23 protein-coding genes and 1 pseudogene are annotated in these 23,054 nt (G+C 71.7%); 15 read left to right on the forward strand and 9 right to left on the reverse strand.

What is annotated here, in order from left to right; all coding sequences use genetic code 11:
- Positions 1-46: 46 nt before the first annotated feature.
- A complete protein-coding gene (locus OG978_RS19785; protein ID WP_326766504.1) occupies positions 47-757 on the reverse strand; it encodes an alpha/beta hydrolase in 711 nt (236 codons plus the stop codon).
- A 98-nt stretch (positions 758-855) separates the two neighbouring features.
- Between OG978_RS19785 and OG978_RS19790 the strand changes: the two genes are divergently transcribed.
- The 3 genes from OG978_RS19790 to OG978_RS19800 all read left to right on the forward strand — a co-directional run bounded on the left by OG978_RS19790 (position 856) and on the right by OG978_RS19800 (position 3,548).
- Positions 856-1,341: a peroxiredoxin gene (locus OG978_RS19790; RefSeq protein ID WP_326766505.1), complete on the forward strand. Its 486-nt coding sequence runs from the start codon at positions 856-858 to the stop codon at positions 1,339-1,341.
- Positions 1,342-1,447: 106 nt separating this feature from the next.
- Positions 1,448-1,957, forward strand: coding sequence for a hypothetical protein (locus tag OG978_RS19795; protein WP_326766506.1), 510 nt, complete (start codon positions 1,448-1,450; stop codon positions 1,955-1,957).
- A gap of 142 nt (positions 1,958-2,099) precedes the next feature.
- Positions 2,100-3,548, forward strand: a complete 1,449-nt coding sequence (locus OG978_RS19800) for a flotillin family protein (RefSeq protein WP_326766507.1) — start codon at positions 2,100-2,102, stop codon at positions 3,546-3,548.
- Between the two features lie 67 nt (positions 3,549-3,615).
- On the opposite strand, the gene OG978_RS19805 is transcribed toward OG978_RS19800, so the two are convergent.
- Positions 3,616-4,011, reverse strand: coding sequence for a nitroreductase/quinone reductase family protein (locus OG978_RS19805; RefSeq protein WP_326766508.1), 396 nt, complete (start codon positions 4,009-4,011; stop codon positions 3,616-3,618).
- 156 nt (positions 4,012-4,167) lie between these two features.
- Here OG978_RS19805 and OG978_RS19810 point away from each other — a divergent pair, with 156 nt between their 5' ends.
- Both OG978_RS19810 and OG978_RS19815 read left to right on the forward strand, forming a co-directional pair.
- Positions 4,168-4,953, forward strand: coding sequence for a polysaccharide deacetylase family protein (locus tag OG978_RS19810; RefSeq protein ID WP_326766509.1), 786 nt, complete (start codon positions 4,168-4,170; stop codon positions 4,951-4,953).
- Between the two features lie 121 nt (positions 4,954-5,074).
- Positions 5,075-5,545, forward strand: coding sequence for a hypothetical protein (locus tag OG978_RS19815; RefSeq protein ID WP_326766510.1), 471 nt, complete (start codon positions 5,075-5,077; stop codon positions 5,543-5,545).
- A 70-nt stretch (positions 5,546-5,615) separates the two neighbouring features.
- Here the strand turns inward: OG978_RS19815 and OG978_RS19820 are convergent, their stop codons facing one another.
- Positions 5,616-6,077 (reverse strand): hypothetical protein, encoded by a 462-nt coding sequence (locus tag OG978_RS19820; protein ID WP_326766511.1) that lies wholly within the window; start codon positions 6,075-6,077, stop codon positions 5,616-5,618.
- A 269-nt stretch (positions 6,078-6,346) separates the two neighbouring features.
- On the opposite strand from OG978_RS19820, the gene OG978_RS19825 reads away from it, so the two are divergent.
- On the forward strand, positions 6,347-6,817 hold the full coding sequence (locus OG978_RS19825) for a cation:proton antiporter regulatory subunit (protein WP_072487793.1): 471 nt from the start codon (positions 6,347-6,349) through the stop codon (positions 6,815-6,817).
- A gap of 2 nt (positions 6,818-6,819) precedes the next feature.
- A complete protein-coding gene (locus tag OG978_RS19830) occupies positions 6,820-8,067 on the forward strand; it encodes a cation:proton antiporter (protein ID WP_326766512.1) in 1,248 nt (415 codons plus the stop codon).
- Positions 8,068-8,077: 10 nt separating this feature from the next.
- Here OG978_RS19830 and OG978_RS19835 read toward each other — a convergent pair whose 3' ends face one another.
- On the reverse strand, positions 8,078-8,629 hold the full coding sequence (locus OG978_RS19835) for a MarR family winged helix-turn-helix transcriptional regulator (protein ID WP_326766513.1): 552 nt from the start codon (positions 8,627-8,629) through the stop codon (positions 8,078-8,080).
- 95 nt (positions 8,630-8,724) lie between these two features.
- Here OG978_RS19835 and OG978_RS19840 point away from each other — a divergent pair, with 95 nt between their 5' ends.
- The gene (locus OG978_RS19840) at positions 8,725-9,267 is read left to right on the forward strand and encodes a nitroreductase family deazaflavin-dependent oxidoreductase (RefSeq protein ID WP_326766514.1); all 543 of its coding nucleotides are present in this window, start codon (positions 8,725-8,727) and stop codon (positions 9,265-9,267) included.
- Here OG978_RS19840 and OG978_RS19845 read toward each other — a convergent pair.
- Together OG978_RS19845 and OG978_RS19850 are read right to left on the reverse strand one after the other, a co-directional pair.
- A complete protein-coding gene (locus OG978_RS19845; protein ID WP_326766515.1) occupies positions 9,215-10,162 on the reverse strand; it encodes a M56 family metallopeptidase in 948 nt (315 codons plus the stop codon). The genes OG978_RS19840 and OG978_RS19845 overlap by 53 nt on opposite strands.
- A gap of 7 nt (positions 10,163-10,169) precedes the next feature.
- Complete coding sequence (locus tag OG978_RS19850; RefSeq protein WP_326766516.1) at positions 10,170-10,688, reverse strand: BlaI/MecI/CopY family transcriptional regulator; 519 nt, start codon at positions 10,686-10,688, stop codon at positions 10,170-10,172.
- Between the two features lie 163 nt (positions 10,689-10,851).
- Between OG978_RS19850 and OG978_RS19855 the strand changes: the two genes are divergently transcribed.
- A complete protein-coding gene (locus OG978_RS19855; protein ID WP_326766517.1) occupies positions 10,852-11,307 on the forward strand; it encodes a tellurite resistance TerB family protein in 456 nt (151 codons plus the stop codon).
- Between the two features lie 224 nt (positions 11,308-11,531).
- Here OG978_RS19855 and OG978_RS19860 read toward each other — a convergent pair whose 3' ends face one another.
- A complete protein-coding gene (locus tag OG978_RS19860; RefSeq protein WP_326766518.1) occupies positions 11,532-12,602 on the reverse strand; it encodes a PucR family transcriptional regulator in 1,071 nt (356 codons plus the stop codon).
- Positions 12,603-12,864: 262 nt separating this feature from the next.
- Between OG978_RS19860 and OG978_RS19865 the strand changes: the two genes are divergently transcribed.
- From OG978_RS19865 to OG978_RS19880, 4 genes and pseudogenes are all read left to right on the forward strand, one after another.
- Positions 12,865-13,542 carry a hypothetical protein gene (locus OG978_RS19865; protein ID WP_326766519.1) on the forward strand — a complete coding sequence of 226 codons (678 nt, stop codon included), beginning with the start codon at positions 12,865-12,867 and terminating at the stop codon, positions 13,540-13,542.
- Between the two features lie 191 nt (positions 13,543-13,733).
- Positions 13,734-17,453: pseudogene (locus OG978_RS19870) on the forward strand (DNA repair ATPase); the annotation flags it as partial.
- Positions 17,454-17,483: 30 nt separating this feature from the next.
- On the forward strand, positions 17,484-19,478 hold the full coding sequence (locus OG978_RS19875; protein WP_326766520.1) for an NAD-binding protein: 1,995 nt from the start codon (positions 17,484-17,486) through the stop codon (positions 19,476-19,478).
- A 63-nt stretch (positions 19,479-19,541) separates the two neighbouring features.
- Positions 19,542-20,171: a 3'-5' exonuclease gene (locus OG978_RS19880; protein WP_326766521.1), complete on the forward strand. Its 630-nt coding sequence runs from the start codon at positions 19,542-19,544 to the stop codon at positions 20,169-20,171.
- On the opposite strand, the gene trpS is transcribed toward OG978_RS19880, so the two are convergent.
- Together trpS and OG978_RS19890 are read right to left on the reverse strand one after the other, a co-directional pair.
- On the reverse strand, positions 20,165-21,217 hold the full coding sequence (gene trpS / locus OG978_RS19885) for a tryptophan--tRNA ligase (protein WP_326766522.1): 1,053 nt from the start codon (positions 21,215-21,217) through the stop codon (positions 20,165-20,167). The two genes, OG978_RS19880 and trpS, sit on opposite strands and share 7 nt — an antisense overlap.
- A 177-nt stretch (positions 21,218-21,394) precedes the next feature.
- Entirely contained in the window at positions 21,395-21,613 is a 219-nt protein-coding gene (locus OG978_RS19890) for a maleylpyruvate isomerase N-terminal domain-containing protein (protein ID WP_442817717.1), read from the reverse strand.
- 108 nt (positions 21,614-21,721) lie between these two features.
- Here OG978_RS19890 and OG978_RS19895 point away from each other — a divergent pair, with 108 nt between their 5' ends.
- Together OG978_RS19895 and OG978_RS19900 are read left to right on the forward strand one after the other, a co-directional pair.
- Positions 21,722-22,426 carry a DNA alkylation repair protein gene (locus OG978_RS19895; protein WP_326766523.1) on the forward strand — a complete coding sequence of 235 codons (705 nt, stop codon included), beginning with the start codon at positions 21,722-21,724 and terminating at the stop codon, positions 22,424-22,426.
- Positions 22,427-22,452: 26 nt separating this feature from the next.
- Positions 22,453-23,052 carry an SMI1/KNR4 family protein gene (locus OG978_RS19900; RefSeq protein ID WP_326766524.1) on the forward strand — a complete coding sequence of 200 codons (600 nt, stop codon included), beginning with the start codon at positions 22,453-22,455 and terminating at the stop codon, positions 23,050-23,052.
- Positions 23,053-23,054 lie beyond the last annotated feature (2 nt).

The raw sequence follows: 23,054 nt of genomic DNA on the forward strand, positions 1-23,054 counted from the left end.
GTGCGCCCGTTCCCGCGCCCCTGCACCACGGCACCGCCCCGGTACATCAGGCTTCCAGCAGGTCCAGGTCGAGGGTGCCGTCGACCGCCGGAGCGTCCGGCTGGAGCCCGAGCGCGGTCACGACCGGCCCGGGGAGCGGGCCCAGGTCCAGCAGCCCGGCGACGATCCGGGCCGTCAGCGCGTGCCACTCCCCGGCGCGCCGGACCATCGCATGGTCGCTGCCCCGGATCGCGACCAGACAGGAGCGGGCACCGGCCGGCCGGGCACGGGCCGTGAGGCGCTGGGACGCGCGGGGGCTGGTGATCCGGTCGCGGGTGCTGTGCAGCAGGACGACATCGCGGCCCGCCAACTGGTCGACCGGGTCGTCGGCCGGACACCACGGAGCGAGGCCGACCACCCCGCGCACCAGCGGGTGGCCGGCGGCGCGGAGGGCGGCGCGGGCGCCCATCGAGTGGCCGACCAGGACGACCGGGATCTCCCCGGCCTCACGACCGAGGGCGTCCAGGGCGCGCACGGCGTCGTGCAGCGGGTCCTCGCGGGGGCCGTTCCAGCCGCGGTGGGCGTAGCGGGCGGTGCGTACGAGAACGTCTCCACCGCCGCCGCCCGTCGCCCCGGCGATGGACCGGGCGAACGGACGCATCCGCACGGCGGGCAGGTTCAGCGGGCCGGGCAGCGGCGCGGCCAGGCCCGTCTCCGCGCCACCGTGCAGCAGGAGCACGGCCGCGGACGGGCGGACGGCGGACGGCTGTTGTGCCATACGTACCTCCTGGTGCGGGGAGCCGGACCCGTAGAGAGCATGCTGTACGGAACACGCACGGAAGAAACCCGGCAGCACCGGACCACGGAGGAAACGACATGGGATCGTCACCACAACTCGGCGCGATCGCACCGGACTTCACACTGCCGGGCGGTCTGCTCGCCGACGGGAACTTCGAACGCCGCGACTACACCCTCGCCGCAGCGCGCGGCCGTGCCGTGGTCCTCGCGTTCTACCCGGGCGACAACACGGCGGTGTGCACCAAGCAGCTGTGCTCGTACTCCTCGGGCATGGAGGCCTTCGGCGAGCTCGACGCGGAGGTCTGGGGAATCAGTCCACAGGGTGTGGACAGTCATGAGTCGTTCGCCCGCGCCCACGGCCTGCGGATGCCGCTGCTCGCGGACACCGGACGGGAGACCGCCCAGGCGTACGGCGTCGCGGCGCCCGGGATCGGGGTGCGCCGCGCGGTCTTCCTCATCGGCCCCGACGGGGTGCTGCGCTGGAAGCATGTCGCGCTGCTCGGTGCCACGTACCAGTCGCTCGACAAACTGACGGAACAGCTCTCCGGCATCAAGAGCGCGTAAAAGACTGCCGGAACCCGGCAGTACCTGCTGCCGGGTGTATATGGGATCATCCAGCCAGTTCGACGGAAAAATTCGGGGGATTTCGGAGATCGGGGAGGGTGATCACATGACCTTGTTTCTCGGTCTCGGCATTGCGGGAATCGTTCTGCTCGTACTGTCCCTGATCTTCGACGGAGTCCTCGAAGGTCTCTTCGGAGGTGTGCTGGACGGCCTCTTCGACGGCCTCCTGTCCCTCCCGGTCATCGCCGGATTCCTCTCGATGCTCGGCTTCGGCGGGGCGATCGTGCTCGGCACCACCGGCGCCGGTACGGTCGCCGCGACCGCCGCCGGAGTGCTGGCCGGGCTCGTCGCGGCCTGGCTGACCTGGAAGTTCAGCCGGGCCCTGATGCGGGACCAGACCAGCGCCACACCGCGCAGCGACGATCTCGTCGGCACGTCCGGCTCGGTCGTCACGGCCATCCCGGCCGACGGCTACGGCGAGGTCCTGCTGCAACTCGCGGGCCAGCACCTGAAGCTGGCGGCGAAGAGCGCGGTGCCGGTCGAGCGCGGCACCGAGATCTGGGTGGAGGCCGCGTTGTCGGCCACCTCGGTCGCGGTCCGCCCCGTCGAACGCTGAGTCCGACCGCCGAGCGCCGAGTCCGACCCGTCGAGCGCTGATCACCGCCCGAGCCGATCCGCCGCGCCGCACCATACCGCGGCGCGGCGCCCCGCCCGAAACCGAGCTGCCGTCCCCGCAGGGAGGCAGGGGGGACACCCTTATGAGCCCAGTCGTGACCGCAGTCGCCGGAGTCGTCGTACTCCTGGTGCTGCTCGCCCTCGTCGTCATCACCCGCTACAAGGTCGCCGGGCCCAGCGAGGCGTTCATCATCACCGGCCGCCGCGGCAAGAAGTCGACCGACCCGGTGACCGGCCGCACCAGCATCGACAACAGCGGCCAGAAGGTCGTCGTCGGCGGCGGCGTCTTCGTCGTCCCGTTCGTCCAGCAGAAGTTCACCCTGGACCTCTCCAGCCGGCACATCCCGATCGCCGTGCGCGGCGCCGTCACGCTGCGCGGCGTGAAGTCCAACCTCGAAGGCGTCGCGATCGTCAAGGTCGGCGGCAGCGAGGAAGCGATCCGGGCCGCGGCCCAGCGGTTCCTCCAGCAGCAGGACGGCATCGTCGGCTTCACCCAGGAAGTGCTCTCCGGTGCGCTGCGCGCCATCGTCGGCCGGATGTCGGTCGAGGACATCATCCGGGACCGGGCCGCGTTCGCCGGCCAGGTCGCGGAGGAGGCCGAGGCCAGCCTCTCCGGCCAGGGCCTGATCCTGGACGCCTTCCAGATCCAGGACATCACCACCGAGGGCTCCTACCTGGAGGACCTGGGCCGCCCCGAGGCCGCCCGCGCCAAGCAGGAGGCGGACATCGCCGAGGCGATCGCCAAGCGGGCCTCCGAGCAGGCCCGGCTGAAGGCCGCCGAGGAGATCGCCATCGCCGAGCGGACCTTCTACCTCAAGCAGGCCGAGATCAAGGCCGAGACGGAAGCCGCAGCGGCCAAGGCCAACGCGGCGGGCCCGCTCGCCGAGGCGGCCCGTCAGCAGGAAGTCCTCGCCGAGCAGGAGAAGGTCGCCCAGCGCCAGGCCGCACTCACCGACCGCGAGCTCGACACCAAGGTCCGCAAGCCCGCCGACGCCGCCCGTTACCAGGCCGAGCAGGAGGCCGAGGCCCGCCGGATCGCCCAGGTCAAGGAGGCCGAGGCGGACGCCGAGCGCTCCCGCCTGACCGGTCAGGGCGAGAAGCTGCACCGCTCGGCCCTCGCCGACGCCGTACGCATCGAGGGCGAGGCGGAGGCCGCGGCCATCGCGGCGAAGGGTGCGGCCGAGGCCGAGGCCATGCAGAAGAAGGCGGACGCCTTCGACCGGTACGGCGACGCGGCCGTGCTCCAGATGCTCGTCGAGGTGCTGCCGCAGGTCGTCGCCAAGGCGTCCGAGCCGCTCAGCGCCGTCGACAAGATGACCGTGATCTCGACGGACGGCGCGAGCCAGCTGTCGCGTACGGTCACGGACAACGTCGCCCAGGGCATGGAACTCCTCAGCTCCACCACGGGAGTCGACATCGCGGCCCTGCTGAAGAACCTCAAGGGCTCGCGTTCCAGGGCGGAGGTCCCGGCCCAGCCGGAGCCCACCGCCCCGAACGGCGACCAGAACGGCAAGATCGAGATCACCGACTGATCCGGCACGCCGAAGCCCGTACGTGCCCGGGTGGTTGCACGCCACCCGGGCACGCGCATGCCCGGGCTCAATCCGCCAGGTCGACCCGCACCGTCAGCAGCTCCGAACCCACCGCCCGTACCACCGCGCTGTTGTAACGCGGCAGCGTCCTGAGCCGGGTGCGGGCGTCGTCCTGGGGCAGCGGATGCGCGATCCCGTCGTACCAGCGCCCCGCGACGCGGACCCTGACCCGGGGATCGGCCCGGATGTTGCGGATGTACTGCGACTTCTCGCCGAACTCCGAGACCAGCCAGAACTCCTGCCCCACTCGCCGCCCACCGACCGGGGTGCGGCGCGGCAGCCCGGACGTACGACCGGTCGTCTCCAACAGGGTCTGCGACCTCGACCGTCTGGCGAGCGGGTTCACGACATGCCGCTGGAGCGACGTGACCGCCCTGAACCTCAAATCCCGAAAGCCCGCCATCGCGTGTCCCCTTCCGCCGGTGACCGCGAGCTTACGACTCTGTCGCCGGTCCCCTGCGGATTCGTCCGCGATCGGTAACAGAGGGATCCCGTACGGGCATTCGCATGTCTTCATGAGCGCACGGCATCGGCGGAGACAGCAAAGGGGCGGGCGGACATGGCAAAGCACAAGGGAAGGGGATGGCACAGCCGGCTTCTCGGGGCAGCGCTCGGGGTGACGGCGGTGGCCGCTGCCACCTCGGTATGGACCGCGCAGGCCGACACCGCCGGAGGGCAGCAGCCGCAAGCGCGTGTCTCAGTGCCGGACGCCCGGCCTCATCAGGACCGGACCGTGACCAAGGTGGCGGCGGACATCGCGCACGCCTCGGACCGCGGCGCCCGGGGCGTCAACATCACCATCGACGACGGACCGGACCCGGTCTGGACGCCCCAGGTGCTGCAACTACTGAAGGACAACGGCGTGAAGGCCACGTTCTGCATGGTGGGCACGCAGGCCCAGGCACACCCGGACCTGGTCAAAGAGGTCGTGGCGGCCGGGCACCGGCTGTGCAACCACACGGTCTCGCACGACACCGCCATGGACTCCAAGTCCGAGGCATACCAGTCCCAGCAGATCCTGGACGCCGAACGCATGATCACCAAGGCGTCCGGAGGCGTCCGGCCGCAGTACTACCGGGCCCCGGGCGGCGCTTTCACCCCGTACAGCCGACAACTCGCCGCGTCCCGGGGGATGCGTCCGCTGGGCTGGAACGTCGACTCCAAGGACTTCGAGCGTCCCGGTGCGGACACCATGGTCGCCACCGTCAAGAGCGAGATCACCAACGGGCCGACCGTCCTCTTCCACGACGCGGGAGGGGATCGCTCCCAGACCTTGGCCGCTCTGCGCGAGATCCTGCCCTGGCTGAAGCAGCAGGGGTACTCCTTCGGCTTCCCCGTGCGGTGAGCGAGGCCCACCCGCGCTGACATCAGGACCCGCCCCCAGGGGACTGCTGGACCCGCGCTCTGCGCCTGCCGCTAAAGTGCGATGCTTGTTCGATTCGCCGCGGGGCGGAGGGGGAGGGGTTGTGAGCGCACAACTGAGGGACACCGCCGGGGAGTTGGCGAAGCTACTGTGGCGGGAACACACCGTGTACCGGGAGCGGTCCGGCGGTGTGGTCATCCGGGGTGAGCATGTAGGGCGGTGGATCAGCCTCGCTCCGACGGGCGGCCGGGACGAGACCCTCGTACGCGTCGGGCGCATCCTGGACGGCGGCACCACCGCTCCGGCGCGCCTGGAGGCCGTGGTGCCCCTCTCCGCCGGTACAGGCGTGCTCGCCGCGACCTGCCGTCGCCTGCTCGCCGAGGCGGCGGCCGATGTGGCGCCGGTCACGCCGGAACGGGCAGCACCCGGGGGCTCCAAGCGGTCCAAGCGGTCCGGGAAGGCCGCGCGACCCAAAGGCACTGGGAAACACACCAGTTTCAGTTCATGGGTGATCCTCACCTGCGTTGCCGGTGTGATCGCCCTGTACGTCTACAGCACCGCGATGCACGGCTGACCAGTACGAACAGGACAAAAAAACACGCCCGTCCCGCACCGGTCGGTACGGGACTGACGCTTCGAGTGGTTCAGCAGCCGACCCATGACATGTCGGGGCGCCAGGTCTTGTTCTCCGAGGCTGAGCCCTTCTTCCAGCTGAACGTCGCCACCACTTTGTAGCTGTCATGCGGGTACTTGCAGGCGTCGATGGCGCTGGTGGCGGCCGAGTCCCCGGTGCTGTGCCAACCGTCGTAGTCCTTCGTGGTGCGCATGGTCACCCGCTTGCCCGCCGGGTAGCGCTCCAGCTTCACGTTGGTGACCTTGACCTGGTAGTTGCCGCCGCCCGCGACGTCGGTGATCTTCGCCTTGGCCCGGAAGGTCTTGCTCGCATTGTCCCAGGAGACGGTTGCGCAACGCTTGACCTGCTTGCCGTAGCACTGCCAGCTGTCGGCTGCGGAGGCCGACGACGGGGTGATGACGATCGATGTGGCGAGCGCCGCTGCGACCAGTCCACCAGTGGCGCCCATCCGGCCGACACGCTTGAGCCTCATGAAAATCCCTTCTGAACTCCCGGTAATCACGGGCTCAAGCTATCCAGCGAGGGGCTGCAACCGTCATGAAGTGTCAGGCGGTTGCACTGCCGTGACAATGTCGGCGCCCCGTCCCGGGAATGGCTCGCACCGTCACACAGAGCGCTCCGCCCGGCCGGTCCGACAGCCCGCACCCCGGAGGCGGCGGGACCCTCCGGATAAGGTAATGCGCAGATAAAGAGATCACCAAGTGCGTCAAGAGCCGCCGCCGCACCTCTCGGGAGGAAGCCATGGGAACCCACCGCACCACGCTGCCCGGAGTCGGTGTGCAGTACGACTACACGACCGAGTCGGGCCAGCACATCTCCGTCGTCGTCCACCACGACGGACGGCGGTTCATCGGCTTCTACGACCAGGACGACCCCGATTCCTGCCGGCTCTCGGTACCCCTGACACCGCAGGAGGCCACCGGCCTCGCGCACCTCATCGACGCGGCGCCCATCGACGCCGTACGCACCGAGGGCATCGACCTGGTCACCGAGCACATCCCGCTCGGGACCCGCTCCCCGTACGGCGGACGGCTGCTCGGGGACACGAAGGCGCGGACCCGGACCGGGGCCTCGATCGTGGCGGTGCTGCGGACGCACAGTGCGCATCCGTCCCCGGGGCCGGACTTCCGGCTGGCCATTGGCGACACCCTGGTCGCCGTCGGAACGCGTGAGGGCGTCGACACGCTCTCCGAGATCATTGCGGAGGGCTGACCGTGCACGACACGACCGCACTGCTGGTGGAGCTCGGCTCCGTCATTCTGGGGCTCGGACTCATCGGACGGTTCGCCGGCCGCATAGGGCTCTCGCCGATCCCGCTGTATCTGCTGGCCGGGCTCGCGTTCGGCGAGGGCGGGCTGCTGCCGCTCGGGGCCAGTGAGGAATTCACCGCCGTCGGCGCCGAGATCGGCGTCATCCTGCTGCTGCTCCTGCTCGGCCTGGAGTACAGCGCCTCGGAGCTGGTCACCAGCCTCAAGACCCAATATCCGTCCGGGGCCGTGGACTTCGTACTCAACGCGACCCCGGGAGCCGTCGCCGCACTGCTGCTCGGCTGGGGGCCCGTGGGGGCGGTCGCACTGGGCGGGGTCACCTGGATCTCTTCGTCCGGGGTCATCGCGAAGGTGCTCACCGACCTCGGACGGCTGGGCAACCGGGAGACACCCGTCATCCTCGGCGTCCTCGTCATCGAGGACCTGTCGATGGCCGTGTACCTGCCGCTGCTCACCGCGATGCTCGCGGGAGCGGGCCTCGCCGGGGGCAGCATCGCGCTGCTCATCGCGCTCGGCACCGTCGGGTTCGTGCTCTACCTCGCGCTGCGGCACGGCCGGTTGATCAGCCGGGCCGTGTCCTCCGACAACCCGGAGATGCTGCTCCTGGTCGTCCTCGGACTGACCGTCCTGGTGGCCGGTGTGGCACAGGAGTTGCAGGTCTCCGCCGCCGTCGGCGCGTTCCTGGTCGGGATCGCGCTCTCGGGCGAGGTCGCCGAGGGCGCGCGCAAGCTGCTGACGCCGCTGCGGGACCTGTTCGCCGCCGTCTTCTTCGTGTTCTTCGGGCTCTCCACCAACCCGGCCGAGATCCCGCCGGTGCTGCTCCCCGCTGCGCTGCTGGCGATCGTCACCGTCTTCACCAAGATCGCCACCGGCTGGTACGCGGCCCGGCGGGCCGGAATCGGTTCGCGCGGGCGGTGGCGGGCCGGTGGGACGCTCGTCGCACGCGGTGAGTTCTCCATCGTCATCGCCGGACTGGCCGTGGCGACCGAGCCCCGGATCGGGCCGATCGCCACCGCGTACGTCCTCATCCTCGTCATCGTCGGACCGCTCACCGCCCGCTGGACCCAGCCCGTCGTCGCCAAGATCCAGGCATGGCGCGGCCGGGACGGCAACGGCGGCAAGGGGAGCGACGCGGTCCCTGCGGCGCGTCCGGCGCCCGCAGTCCAGGAGGAGTTCGCCTCCTCCGCCGACTGAGAGCCTGTCGTCAGTCGGCGTGGCGGGCGGGACGGTCGGACGTCCAGCCCAGCGGGTACCCGTCCGAGCCGTCCCCCGGTACGGACGGCTCGCCGCCCGCCGCGGTGAACGCGGTCAGCGCGTCGACCAGGGCGGCGCGTTGCTCCGGGGCGAGGCGCTCGACGATTCCGGCGATCTCCCGGCGACGGCCCGCCGTGACGTCCTCGACCAGCCGGCGGCCCCCGGGGGTGACCCGCAGCACCGTCTCTCGGCGGTTGACGGGGTTCACCTGGCGCTCGGCCAGGCCCGCGGCGATCAGCCGGTCCAGCATGCGCATCGCGGTCGACGGGTTCACCCCGAGCCGTTCGGCGAGCGTCACGAGTTTGGCCTCGTCGTGCGTGGACAGCACTACGAGGAGCCGGAACTGGGGCAGTGTCACCCGGTCCTCCACCGCGGCCAGCGAGCGGGCGGAGACGGCGACGAGCAGTCTGGAGGCCGTCAGTACGGCACGGGTCACCTCGTCGACGTCGTCCCTGCCCCGGTCCGGGGATCTGTCATCGGGTGCCTGTTCATGCGCGGCCATGCCTCTTTGTACCGTGCCCGTCCGCGGTACTCGAATCGGTATCCGGGACAAGGCACCGGGCGGTGGCACAAACCTTTGGACTGTGCAACGTTTGCATGGTGACGCCTCAGCACCCCGACCCTGCCGAACCGCATCGCCCACCCCCGCCGACCGGCTGGCGGCGCACGGCCGCACGGCTCCCGACGCATCTCTTCCGGATGGGGCTCGGGCCGCTGTTCCGGGGGCGGCTGCTGCTCGTCCACACCGGCCGGGTCTCCGGTCTCGCCCGGCGCACCACGATCGAGGTCGTCGAGTCGACGGTGACGGACGGGCGGCGCTGCTGGACCGTCGCGTCCGGGTTCGGGCCCGGTGCCGACTGGTACCGGAATCTCGTCCGTACCCCGCAGGCCACCGTGCAGGCCGGCCGCCGGTTCCACGTGGTGACCGCGGAGTTCGTGGCGGCCGAGGAGGGCGGGGAGCTGATGGCGCGGTACGCGGCCCGGCACCCCAAGCTCGCGCACCGGCTCTGCGCGTACATGGGGTACGACCTCGACGGGAGCGCGGACGGCTACCGGCGGGCCGGTGAGTCGATCCCCTTCGTACAGCTCATAGCGGGGTCGCCGCGCGCAGAATCCCCACCAGCGTCACGGCCGCGTTGAGCGACGACAGCGCCGAGGCCGCCGTGCCCACCGTCGCGACCAGCGCCGCGAGGGCGACATGGGCGGACGACGGCGGCCACAGCCGGACCGGCGGAACCGGGGCGAGCAGCGCCGCGACCCGGCGCGGCACGGGGCCCGCCGGGGCCGCGAAGGCCGCGAGACCGGCCGAGACGTCCGGAGCGCGGTGCGAGTACAGCGCCGCCTTGCCGACCGCGACCGCCACCACCCTCCGGTCGCCGACCGCGCACGCGGCCTCCTCGTCCGCCCACCGCTCGGTGCTGAACGCCACCGCGGTACGCAGCGGCAGCAGGAACGGGTTGGCGCGCGCCGCGAGTTGGACGGCCAGCAGATAGCGGTGGTGCCGGGCGGCCAGATGGGCCCGCTCATGGGCGATCAGGGCCCGCCGCTCACGGACGTCCAGGCACTCGGTCATCGCGGTCGAGACGACGACCCGGCCCGGACTCCCGGGCAGCGCGTAGGCGTACGGCTCCGGGTCCGGGAGCACCGCGACATCGCCCGAGACGACGGAGGGCGCGGCGGCCAGCGCACGGCCCGCGCGGACGCGCACCCGCACGTGGCGGTACACCGTCCACCCGCACGCCCCGAGCACCGCCGCCAGCGCCCCGATCGCGACGATGCCCGCCTTCACCTCGTACGGCACCGCGTCCCGCACCTCCGGGTCCGACCAGCTGTCCGGCAGCGGATTGCCCGGGAGCTGGGCGGTACCCACCACCATCAGCAGGCCGAGGCAGAGCGTGCTGCACAGGGCGAGCAGCGCGCCGACGACGGCGAGCAGCCGGGTCGCGCTGCGGGGGTGCAGATGCTGTTCGGCCAGGCGCGCGATCGGCAGCGCGGTCAGCGGCAGCACGAGCGGCAGACAGACGAAAACACCCATCGGTGGGCTACAGGCCTTCCGTGTCACGGGGGTTGTCCGGATCGTCCGGGGCGGCCGCCCGTGCCAGAAGTGCGCGCAGGCGTTCCTCGTCACCGGGGGAGAGGGCCGAGATGAAGCGGGCGAGCACGGCGTCCCGGTCCCGTTCGCCGTCCAGCACGCGGCGCATCCGCAGGGCGGCGAGACCGGCCTCGTCGGAGGCGGACGTCCAGGTGTAGGAGCGGCCCTCGCGGGACCGGGTCACGGCCTTCTTCGCGTAGAGGCGGGAGAGGATCGTGATGACGGTGGTGTACGCGAGGTCGCCTTCGAGGTGTTCCTGGACCCAGCCGGCCGTCACGGGGCCGTTCGCCGAGTGCAGTACGGCGAGGACCTGGGCCTCCAGTTCGCCCTGCCCGCGCCTGCGCAGCCGCCGGCTCACGGGGTGTACGGCATCGGGGCGCACCGCGCCGGGGAGCGGTTCCGCGGGGGCGGGCACTCCGTCGCGTGGTGGTTCGTTGTCCGGGTGGTGGCCGGGCCTGGCCGAGTCCATCGGGGGTCCGCCCTTCTGCGATGCCGCGTCGGCCGCGGCGTCGCAGCATCCTACTGACTGCCGTTTCCGGGACACAGCGGGCGCCCCTGCTGCTAACTTCTACACGTCTGTAGAGTTGGACTTCAATCCGGCAACGCACCGCAACGCAACGTATGGAGACGTCATGGCACTGTGGGATCGGATCAAGGAATCCGCCTCGTCGATGCAGTCGCAGCTGGAAGCCAAGAAGAACGACCTGAAGAGCGGGGCGTTCCGCGACGCGAGCATGGCCATGTGCGCCCTTGTCGCCGCTGCCGACGGTTCCATCGATCCGTCCGAGCGCCAGCGCGTCGCCTCGCTGATCGCCTCCAACGCCGTTCTGCAGAACTTCCCGGCGGACGATCTGCAGCGCCGCTTCAACGACTACGTGAACAAGCTCACCGCCGACTTCGCCTTCGGCAAGGTCAGCGTGCTCCAGGAGATCGGCAAGGCCAAGAAGAAGCCGGCCGAGGCGCGTGCCGTCATCCAGATCGGCATCGTCATCGGCGGCGCCGACGGCGACTTCGACAAGTCGGAGCAGGCTGTCGTCCGGGAGGCGTGCTTCGCACTCGACCTCCCGCCGCACGAGTTCGACCTGTAGGGCCTTTCGTCTCCGACCTGTAGGGCCTTTCGCTCGGATCACGCCGGACCGGCTGCCCGGTCGGGCCCCGAAACCGCCGGAAGAAGCGCGGCCGACTGACCACCGGCCGCGCCCGGCAGGCCGGGGGCGCGCGACTCCCCCTTGCGCGTCCCCGGCCACTCTCCTCCGGACCCCGCGTCCACGGCACTCGCCGACGGACGCGGGGTCTTGTGGTACCCGCCCCGTCACAGCTCCTTGGCCGGCCAGTCCAGCAGCCGGGCGCCGATGACCGCCGTCTGCAGGGTGTAGCGGTGCATCGGGTCGGACGGATCGGAGCCGGTCAGCTGATTGATCCGCTCCAGCCGGTAGGTCAGCGCCCGCACGCTCAGCGACAGCCGGCGGGCCGTCTCGGCGGCCACACAGCCCGCGTCGAAGTAGACGGTGAGCGTCTTCAGGAGGGGTTCGGCACCGCCGCGGGCCTGCTTGAGCGGGCCCAGCTGGCTGCGCACCAGATCGGCCATCGCCTGCCGGTCGCGGGTCAGCACCGGGTAGACCAGCAGATCGGCGGCGTACAGCACCGGATCGTCCAGATCCATCCGCTCCGCGAGATCCAGCGCGTCCAGCGCCTCGTCGTAGGAGTGGACCACGCCGCCGGGCCCGTGGTGCGGGCGGCCGACCGCGACCCGGCCGCCTTCCGTCGCCGCGTGCGACTGCTTGGCGAAGTACCGCAGGACGTCGGGCTGGCTGCCGGGGGAGATACAGACCAGCCGCCCGTCCTTCGTCGTGATCAGGATCTTCCGGCCGCTGAAGCGGGCGAGCAGCGCCGCCTCGACCGTGCGCGGCACGGAGTCGGTCTCCGTGTACGCCTCCGGGCCCGTCGCCACCGCGACCGCGTGGGCGCGCGAGAGCCGCAGCCCGAACCGGGTGGCCCGCTCGGCGAGCCGGCCCAGATCGCTGCGCCCGTACAGCAGGTCGTCGATGAACTCGCGGCGCGCCGCCTCCTCGCGTCGCACCGTCATCCGCTGGGCCCGCTCGAAGCCCTCCGCGAAGGCGTCGACGGCCTGCTCGACCGCGGCCAGCACCGAATCCGTGGCCGCACCGTCGACGGAGGAGTTGAGCGGCCAGGCGGCGCGGGTCGCCGCGAGATGGCGGCCGACCAGGGCGCGCAGCTGGAATCCGGCCTCGGCGGCCTCCCGGCCCAGCAGGCGGCGATCCTCCAGCTCGTCCCGGGTGAGGCGACGGCCGGTGGCGGCCACATCGGCAAGGATGTGGGCATAGCCCCCCAGAACCTCATCGGGGATCTCCGGTTCCGGCACGCGTTCTCCTCCAGTCCTTGACGCGGCTTTGACACTCGCTCAACGCATACCGGCCGGTGCCGGTGCCCGGCATCAAGGAAGGGCAAAGATTGCCGGATTCCGGCAGTGCGATGTCATGCCTCCGAATGACACGATCCGGTCAGCACCAACCGGGGGAACACGGGGGACACGGGGGACGACCCGGCTGCTGCGGCACCGTTTCAGGCGGTGCCGCAGCACCTGGGTCATCACCGGGCGCCCGGCAGGACAAGGGGGTGGACGGATGCAGGAGTTCCTGAGCGCAGCGACCGCCTTTCCCGCCGTTCTGTTCGGCGCCGCACTGGCCGTCGTCGTCTTCTTCTGGCTCCTCGTGCTGGCCGGTGCGGCCGATCACCACTCCTTCGACGGCGACCTCGACGCCGACCTGGCCGGGATCGGCGGGGTGCCGGTCACCGTCTCGGTGTCCGTGATGGTCGTCGTCGGCTGGTTCACGAGCCTCACCGGTACGGTCCTGATGCACCGCAGCGGTGTCACCGGCCTCACCCGGGCCGCGTTCGCCTGTGCCCTGCTCGCCGGGGCACTGCTGATCGGCCGGGCCGTGCTGCGGGTGCTGGTGCGCTGCTTCCGCCGGAGCTTCCCGGACGAGCCTCCTCCATCGCGGCAGGACTTCCTGGGCCGGGTCTGCACGATCCGTACCGGTTCGGTCAGCTCCGACTTCGGCCAGGCCGAGGTCCGGGCGGACGACGGCTCCACCGCGATCGTCCAGGTCAGGCTGCTCGCTCCGGCGGACGGCACGGTCCTCGCCGCGGGCAGCGCGGGACTTCTGTACGCGTACGACGACGAGGGCGAGTTCTTCTGGGTCTCGCCCTACGACAAGGCGCTGGACCCGGGACCGCCGACGCCCCGGCCACGCACGGCGCCGCGTACGACCGCGCGCCGCGCCCCGCGCCGCGCCGGCTGACCGCCCGGACCGCCCGTCCGCCCGGACCGCCCGGACGACCACAACCGGTCGGCCGGCCGCACCGTCCGGCCGCTGCCGGACCGCCGCGCGCGCCCCCTTCCTTTCACCACCTTCCTCACCAGCCGCAAGGACCGTCATGGATGCCATCACCCTGGGCTTCGGTGTGCTCGTAGCCGTCGTCCTGCTCATCGAAGCGCTGGCGGACCCCGTACGTCTCCGACACCCACGCGGCCTCCCGCCCCGCCGGGACGGGTCCGCTCGCCCGGGTCGGCAACGCCGATCTGGTGCGCGGGATCTCCGACTGCCTGGCGCTTGCCCACAGCGCCGCCGAGACGACACCGACCGCCGCCGTGTACGCGCAGCTGGTCACGGACTGCACCCGCGCGACCGACCGCTACCACTGGCTCACCGACACCGAACTCGGCGCACTGGCAGAGCCGTTGGCGGAGCTGAAGGCCACCGCCCAGCAGGTCCTGACCGAGTTCGAGATGGTACGGGAGCTGACCCGGCAGGCCGCCGAAGCGCTCGACGAGACGGCCGACCGGCTCACCGCGCTCGTCCGCCGCATCCGCGGCGAGGCCCCGCGCTCGGCCGCCGCCTGGGTGACCCAGCTCACCGAACTGCGCCGCGCCCACGGCCACTTGGCGACGCTCTCCGAGATGCGGTACGCGGACACCGAGCGCATCGCCGAACTCTCCGCCACAACGGCCGCCGACCTCGAATCGGCCGGTCGGCGCGCCGTCGCCTTCCTCGGCCGGGACGACGCCTTCACCGGCTACCACGAGGACATCGCCGGTCTCACCGCCGAGGCGTCCGCGCTGGCCACCGTCCCTGACGCGGCGGCGCTCGGCGACCGGCTGAGCGGGATGACGGACGGCCTGAGCACCGTCACGGACGTCGTCGCCGGTCTCGACATCGGGGACACGACGGTGCGCACGTCGATCCTGGAGCGGATCGCGGAGGTCCTCGGCGGGGTCAACCGGGCCCGCGCCACGCTCGACGCACGCCGCCGCGAACTCCTCGACCACGAGGGCCGCGCCGAGTTCGCCGCCGAGCTCGCCCTGCTCGGGCAGGCCGTCACCGCGGCGATCGCCGCCGCGGACACCCCGGACGCCTGCGACGAGCAACTGGCCAGGCTGCTGCTCCGGTTGGAGAACCTGGAGTCGCGGTTCGCGGAGTTCGACGACTTCCTCGCCGAGCTGGCCGAGCGCCGTACGGAGGTGCACGAGGCGTTCTCGGCCCGCAAGCAGACCCTGCAGGACGCCCGCGCCCGGCGCGCCGAGCGGCTGGCGAATTCGGCGGCCCGGGTCCTGGAAACGGTCTCCCGACGGTTGTCCGCCCTGCCCGACCTGGACGCCGTTCACACCTGCTTCGCCTCCGACCCGATGGTCGCCAAGGTCCGCCGCACCGCCGAGGAGCTGCGCGGACTCGGCGATCCGGTGCGCGCCGAGGAGCTCGACGGGCAGCTGCTGGCCGCCCGCCAGGAGGCCGGGCGGGCGCTGCGCGACCGCAGTGAGCTGTACGCGGACGGCGGCGCCACGATCCGGCTGGGCCGGCACCGGTTCGCGGTGAACACCCAGCCCTTCGACCTGACGCTCGTCCCGCACGGGGACCGGCTCGCGTTCGCGCTCACCGGTACGGACTACCGGGCACCGGTCACCGACCCGGAGTTCGAGGCGACCCGCCCGTACTGGGAGCAGACCCTCCCCTCCGAGTCCCCGCACGTCTACCGTGGCGAACACCTGGCCGCACGGCTTCTCGACGAGCGGGGCGCGGACAGCCTCGCCGCCCTGGACCCGGCCGAACTCGCCTCTCTCGTACGGCAGTCGGCCGCCGCCGCTTACGACGAGGGCCATCAGCGCGGCGTCCACGACGAGGACGCCACCGCGATCCTCGCCGCCCTGCTGCGGCTGCACTCCGGGGCCGGCCTGCTGCGCTTCCCGTCCGCCGTCCGGGCGGCGGCACAGCTCTTCTGGGCGTACGGCACGGACGAGGACCGGCGCACCTCGTGGACCCGGCGGGCCCTCTCGCTGGCCCGCGCCCGTGAGACCTTCGGCCTCGCCCCGGCCGTCGACGCCCTCCAGGAGGAGTGGGCGGCCGCCATCCCGGGCGACGAGCCGTCCGCCGTCGCCGCGTACCTCTTCGAGGAGCTGACGAGCGGCCCGGCCGGGTTCGTCACGAGCGCAGCCACCCGCACGTTCCTGGACAAGTTCCGCCGGACGACCGGGACTTCGGCGTACGACGAGGATCTCGCCGCACTCCGCGACGACCTGCCGGCCCGCCGCCAGCTCGTCGAGGGCTGGCTCGCCTCGTACGCCGCCGCGAGCGGCACCGCGATCGACGCGGGAGATCTCGCGGAGGCCGTCGCCGTGGAGCTCTGCCCGGAGCCGGTGCTCGACCGGTACGACTGCGAGGCCCCGCTGACCGCACGGGTGGACGGCCTGCTCGGCACCCATCCGCGCATCGACCGGGGTGCGCTGACCGTCCGGCTCGACGAACTCCTCGCCCGCACCGCCGAGTTCCGCACCATGGCCGTCCCCGGCTTCCGCGCCTACCAGCGCCGGCGCACCGCGCTCGTGAACGCCGAGCGGGCCCGGCTGCGGCTGGACGACCACCGGCCGCGCGTCATGTCGGCGTTCGTCCGCAACCGGCTGCTGGACGAGGTGTATCTGCCGCTGATCGGCGACAGCCTCGCCAAGCAGATCGGCACCGCCGACGCCGACCGGCGCACCGACTCGCAGGGCCTGATGCTGCTCGTGTCGCCGCCCGGCTACGGCAAGACGACGCTCATGGAGTACATCGCCGACCGGCTCGGCCTGGTCCTCGTCAAGGTCAGCGGACCGAACCTCGGCCACGACGTGACCTCGCTCGACCCGGCCCAGGCCCGCACCGCGACCGCCCGCCAGGAGATCGAGAAGATCAACTTCGCCCTGGAGTCCGGCAACAACACCCTCCTCTACCTCGACGACATCCAGCACACCTCGCCCGAACTGCTCCAGAAGTTCATCCCGCTCTGCGACGCCACCCGCCGGATCGAGGGCGTGCGGGACGGCGAGCCGCGCAGCCACGACCTGCGGGGCAAGCGGTTCGCGGTGTGCATGGCGGGCAATCCGTACACGGAGTCGGGCGAGCGGTTCCGTATCCCCGACATGCTCGCCAACCGGGCCGACGTCTGGAATCTGGGCGAGGTGCTGAGCGGCCGCGAGGACGTCTTCGCGCTGAGCTTCATCGAGAACGCGCTGACCGCCAACCCGGTGCTGGCCCCGCTCGCCGGGCGCTCCCGCGACGACCTCGTCCGCTTCGTACGCCTCGCCTCCACCGCCGCCCCGGCGCCCGGCGCGGACCGGCTGGACCACCCGTACACACCCGCCGAGGTGGACCGGATCGTCTCGGTCCTGCGCCATCTGCTCACCGCCCGGGACACGGTCCTGGCCGTGAACGCCGCGTACATCGCGTCGGCGGCACAGACGGACGCGACGCGCACCGAGCCGCCGTTCCGGCTGCAGGGCTCGTACCGCAACATGAACAAGATCGCCGAGCGGATCGTGCCGGTGATGAACGACGCGGAGCTGTCCGCCGTCGTCGACGACCACTACGCGGGCGAGGCCCGGACGCTGACGTCCGGCGCGGAGTCGAACCTGCTGAAGCTTGCCGCACTGCGCGGCCGGCTCACCCCCGAACAGTCCGCACGCTGGTCCGCGATCACCGCCTCCTACGTACGCACGCAGGCGCTGGGCGGCCCGGACGGCGACCCCATGACCCGGGCCGTCGCCGCACTGGGGCTGCTCGCGGACCGGATCGCGGCGGTCGAGTCGGCGATCGTCCGGGCCGCGGACCCGCGCCATCTGCTCACCAACCCGCAGGCCCGGCACGCGGCGCCCCCGCCCGCCGGACCGGTGGAAGATCACTGACCGCACACTCGCAGAGAAGAGGAACAAGGCATGCTGGGTCACGTGCCCCCACTTCCCCAGCAGCCCCAACGTTCCCCGTTCAGCGGACACATGGTCGTCTGCGGCGACGACGCGCTGGCGCGGCGGCTCGCCGTCGAACTGCGCTATGTGTACGGGGAGCGGGTAACCCTCGTACTCCCACCCGGACGTGACGCACGCCGACCCGAACTACCGCTGACGGGGCGCGGGTTGGCGTCGGCGCTGTTCGGCCGCATGTCGTCGGCGATGACCCGCAACGGCGGCAACGGCGGAGGCGGAGCCGACGCGCTGGGCGACGACACCAACGCCGGGGTCGAGGCGGTCCGCATCCTGGAGGCGCCGGAGCCGTCCGACGAGGCGTTCGAGGAGGCGGGCGTCGAATCGGCCGCCGCGCTGGCGCTGGTCTACGACGACGACGAGCGCAACATCCGCGCCGCACTGACCGCCCGCCGCATCAACCCCCGGCTCCGGCTGGTCATCCGGCTCTACAACCGCAAGCTGGGCCAGCACCTGGAGACCCTGCTCGACCAGGCCGCCGCCGTCGCCGCACCCGGCCTGGACCGGGCCGCGCTGGACGCCTCCACCACCGTCCTCTCCGACGCCGACACCGCCGCCCCCGCCCTCGCGGCAACCGTCCTCAAGGGCTCCAGCAAGGTCATCCAGGCGGAGGGCCTGCTGCTGCGCGCCGCCGAACGCACCCCGCCCGGGGGCGGCCAGATCGCCGACCCGGGCCTGTGCACCCTCGCGCTGCTCTCCTCCACCACCCATGACCCGGCGGGCACCGAGGGCTCCGACAGCAGCGGCGACGAGGGGCCCCGACTCCTCCCGGACGAACGGCAGGTGGCGGCGGCGACGGGGCGCGGCACGATCGTCCTGGAAGCGGTCAGCCAGGCCGGTCCGCCCGGTCCGCCGCCCCGGATGGGCGGCCGGGGCGCACCGCTCGGCCAGGTCTTCTCCCGGCGGCTGCGCTGGTCGGCGCTGGGCGTCGGCCTGGCCGTCCTGGGCCTCGCCATCGCCTCCACGCTCACCACGGGCGACGATCCGCTGCACGCCACCTACCTCACCCTGCTCGACCTGTTCGCGATGGGCGACCCGGCGACCGGCGACAAGACAGCCCGCCAGATCATCCAACTACTTTCCGGCGTAGCCGGGTTGATGCTGCTGCCCCTCCTCGTCGCGGGCGTCCTCGAAGCCTTCGGCTCGCTCCGCACCGCCTCCTCCCTGCGCCGCCCGCCGCGCGGACTGTCCGGCCATGTGGTGCTGCTCGGCCTCGGCAAGATCGGTACGCGGGTCCTCGTCCGACTGCGCGAACTCGGCATTCCCGTGGTCTGCGTGGAGGACGACCCGGACGCGCGCGGCATCCCCGTCGCCCGGCGGCTGCACGTGCCGGTGGTCCTCGGCGACGTCACGCAGGAGGGCGTGCTGGAGGCGGCGAAGATCCAGCGCTCCCGCGCCCTCCTCGCGCTGACCAGCGCCGACACCACCAACCTGGAGGCGGCCCTCTACGCCCGCTCGGTCAAGCCCGACCTGCGGGTGGCGCTGCGCCTGTACGACGACGAGTTCGCCACCGCCGTCTACCGCACCCTGCGCACCGCCCACCCCCAGGCCGTGACCCGCTCCCGCTCCGTCTCCCATCTGGCCGCCCCGGCCTTCGCGGTCGCCATGATGGGCCGGCAGATCCTGGGCGCGATCCCGGTCGAGCGGAAGGTGATGCTCTTCGCGGCGGTCGATGTGGCGCGCCATCCTCAGCTGGAGGGCCGCACGGTGGAGCAGGCGTTCCGGGCGGGCGCCTGGCGAGTCCTCGCCCTGGACGCCACCCCGCCCGAGGACCGCCGTCCGGACCTGACGACGCCCACCCCGCCCGCCCCGGACCGCCCGTCCGGCCTGGTCTGGGACCTGCACCCCGGGTACGTACTGCGCCCCGAGGACCGCGTGGTGCTCGCCGCGACCCGCCGGGGCCTGGCCGAACTGCTCCGCAGGCGCCGGCCGGTGGCCCCGAGGCCGTAGCGGGGGCCGGTGGACGCCGAAATCCGGATGCCCGGCACGCGCCCCGACCCCTACCCTGCCCCCATGGACACGGCCCCCGAACTCCTGAACGTGATCGACATCGAGGCGACGTGTTGGGACGGGCAGCCGCCCCCGGGCGCGGTGAGCGAGATCATCGAGATCGGGCTGACCGTCGTCGACCTGCGCGCGGCCGATGGGGTCTCCCCTGCTCGAACGGAGTTGAGAGCTTGGGGAAGGCTCGCCCGCCACCGGATCCTGGTCCGGCCCGCCCGGTCCACGGTCAGCGCCTTCTGCACCGAGCTGACCGGCCTCACCCAGGCCGAGGTGGACACGGGCGTGTCCTTCGCCGAGGCCTGCCAGCTGCTGGCGTCGGAGCACCGGGCGGGCATACGCCCCTGGGCCAGCTGGGGCGACTACGACCGCAACCAGTTCACCCGCCAGTGCCGGGCTACCGGAACCCGGTACCCGTTCGGCCACCGCCACACCAACGCCAAGCTCCCCTTCACCGCCGCCCACGGCCTGCGCAAGCGCCCCGGCATGGCCCAGGCCCTGGAGATCGCCGGCCTCCCCCTGGAGGGCCGCCACCACAGCGGCGCCGACGACGCCTGGAACATCGCGGCCCTGATCCTGGAGGTGGCGGCCCGGGGCGCCTGGCCGGAGCCCGCCACCCCTACGGGCCAGATGCATTACTGAAGCCCGCCCCCCATCACCCCCCGCACCTCGTCCAGGGTCGCCGCCGCGATCTCGTTGGCGCGCTCGTTCCCGGCCCGGAGCACCGACCGTACGTACCCCATGTCCTGCGCGTACTCCGCCCGCCGGGCCCGGATGGGCGCCATCCGGCTGTTGACGGCATCGGTCACGGTCCGCTTCAGCGCGGCCGCACCGCCCCCACCGATCTCCTCGGCCACGGCGTGCGGGTCCCGGTCCAGACAGAGCGCCGCCAGCAACACGAGCGAGGCCACCCCGGGCCGGTTCTCGGGGTCGTACGTGATGTACCGCTCGGCATCCGTCTTCGCACCCTTGATCAGCCGGGCGGTCTCATCCGCGTCGGCGCCCAGCGCGATGGAGTTGCCCCGGCTCTTGCTCATCTTGGTTCCCTCGGTGCCGAGGAGGAGCGGCGCGTCGGAGAGCAGCGCGTCCGGCTCCGGGAAGACCACCCCGTACCGCTCGTTGAAGCGCCGGGCAACGGTTCGCGTGACTTCGAGGTGCGGCAGCTGGTCCTGCCCGACCGGCACCAGGTTCCCCTTGCAGAACAGGATGTCGGCGGCCTGGTGCACGGGGTACGTGAACATCAGCCCGCTGACGGCCGACTGCCGGGAGTGCGCGATCTCGTCCTTGACGGTGGGGTTGCGGCTCAGTTCGGCGACGGAGACCAGGCTCAGGAACGGCAGCATCAGCTGATTGAGCGCGGGCACGGCGCTGTGGTTGAAGACCGTCGAGCGTGCCGGGTCGATCCCGATGGCCAGATAGTCCAGCAGCATCGCCTCCATGTACTCGCCGAGCCGGTCGGCGACGTCCCGGTCGGTGAGGACCTGGTAGTCGGCAATGATCACGAAGACGTCCACCCCGAGCTCCTGGAGCCGGACGCGGTTGTGGAGGGTGCCGAAGTAGTGCCCGAGGTGCAACGGCCCGGTGGGCCGGTCCCCGGTCATCACCCGGAAACGGTCGGGCGCCTGCCGGATCCGCGCTTCCAGCTCGGCGGTGCGCTGCTCGGACGGTGCGGTGGTGACGGTGCTCATGGGGTTTCTCTCCTCGCGATGCTGGTTGCGTGGAGGACGGCCCGCCGTGATCACCGGCATTCGCACCCGTACGAGGGCACAGAAAAGGGCCGTCCATATCGAACGGCCCTGATTCCGTGCAGAGGGGAGGTGGCCGCTCCTAGAAGGAGCGCCACCAGTTTCGGCACGGTACGGAGGTCATGGAGCGAGCTTAACGGAACCGAACTCCGCCCACACGACCTTTCCCGGCCCGCGGTGCGCCCCGCCCAGGTGCCGCGCCAGATCCAGCAGCTTCCACTCGGGGCAGGTCGGCACCTGCGCGTCGAGGCCGGTCGCGGAGGCGACCGCGGCACGGAACGCGACCGACCGTTCGTCTACCAGCCGCAGCAGAACAGGGAACTCCAGAGTCTTTGCCACGCCGACTGTCTATCACCGTGTTCCGGCGACCGGACAGCGTTTTTCCCGGCCCGAGATCACGGGCGACGGCTGACCGGCCGTCGTAGGCTGAATCCCGCACGCGATGGGATGGACGGGAGGGCCGAGGTGGCCGGAACGACTCCGACCGGGACGCCGGTGGGCGAGGTCATGGCCGAGCTGGCCGGGCTTCAGGACCCCAGGACACTCGCGGTGAACAAGAAGCACGGCGACGATCACGGGGTGAACCTCGGCAAGCTGCGCGCGCTCGCGAAGCGGCTGAAGACACAGCAGGAACTCGCGTGCGGGCTCTGGGAGACGGATGACACCGCGGCGAGGCTGCTGGCAGTCCTGATCTGCCGCCCGAAGGCGTTCACGCGTGACGGGTTGGACGTCATGGTGCGCGAGGCGCGCACCCCCAAGGTGCACGACTGGCTCGTGAACTACGTGGTGAAGAAGAACCCGCACTCCGAAGAGCTGCGCCTGGCCTGGTCCGCCGATCCGGATCCTGTGGTCGCAAGTGCCGGCTGGGCGCTGACCACTGAACGCGTGGCGAAGAAGCCCGAGGGCCTCGACCTCGCAGGACTGCTCGATGTCATCGAGGCGGAGATGAAAGACGCCCCGGATCGCCTGCAGTGGGCGATGAACCACTGCCTGGCTCAGATCGGGATCGAGCACGCCGAGCACCGCACCCGTGCGATCGGCATCGGTGTGCGTCTGAGTGTGCTCAAGGACTACCCGACTTCACCGGGCTGCACATCTCCGTACGCACCGGTCTGGATCAATGAGATGGTGCGCCGGAAGCACGACAAGTAGCGGTCCGATACACCGAGGCGGAAAGAATGGCAGTGGGCGGAAACCCCCATACCGCGGCGCTCGCGCAGGTCGTACCGACGCGGCACGGCGTGGACGAGCGGATCGACTGGAGTACGGTCGAGGAGATCTGGGGGACCCGGTTCCCGGCCGACTACGTCGCCTTCATGGAGACGTACGGGGCGGGACAGCTCAGCGGGGAAGTCGGAATTCTGCTGCCGGTTCCGCGGACCGATACCTACTCGGACGGGTCCGGGCTGCGGGACGAGACCGAGAACGCCCGCGGCACCTGGGAGATGCTCGGCGGCAGAGCCGCCCTCGACGTGGACCCCGGCTCCATCCTGGCCTGGGGTGTCACCACCGGTGCGGACATCTACTGCTGGCTGACCACGGGCGACGACCCCGACCGCTGGCCCGTGCTGGTGTGCGGACGGCACACCAGCCCCGCCTTCCAGGTCCACTCCTTCGGAATGGCGGAGTTCCTCCACAGACTGCTCACCGACGAAGAGTTCCAGGAGGACACGATCAGCGTCGTCCTCCCGGGAGAGCCTTCCTTCATCAACTGGCGTGAGCAGAAACGACGGTGGGACGCTGGCCTGAACCCGTCCACGGGCGAGCCCTGGGACTAGCG

The sequence above is a fragment of the Streptomyces sp. NBC_01591 genome (genome assembly GCF_035918155.1).
Taxonomy (GTDB): domain Bacteria; phylum Actinomycetota; class Actinomycetes; order Streptomycetales; family Streptomycetaceae; genus Streptomyces.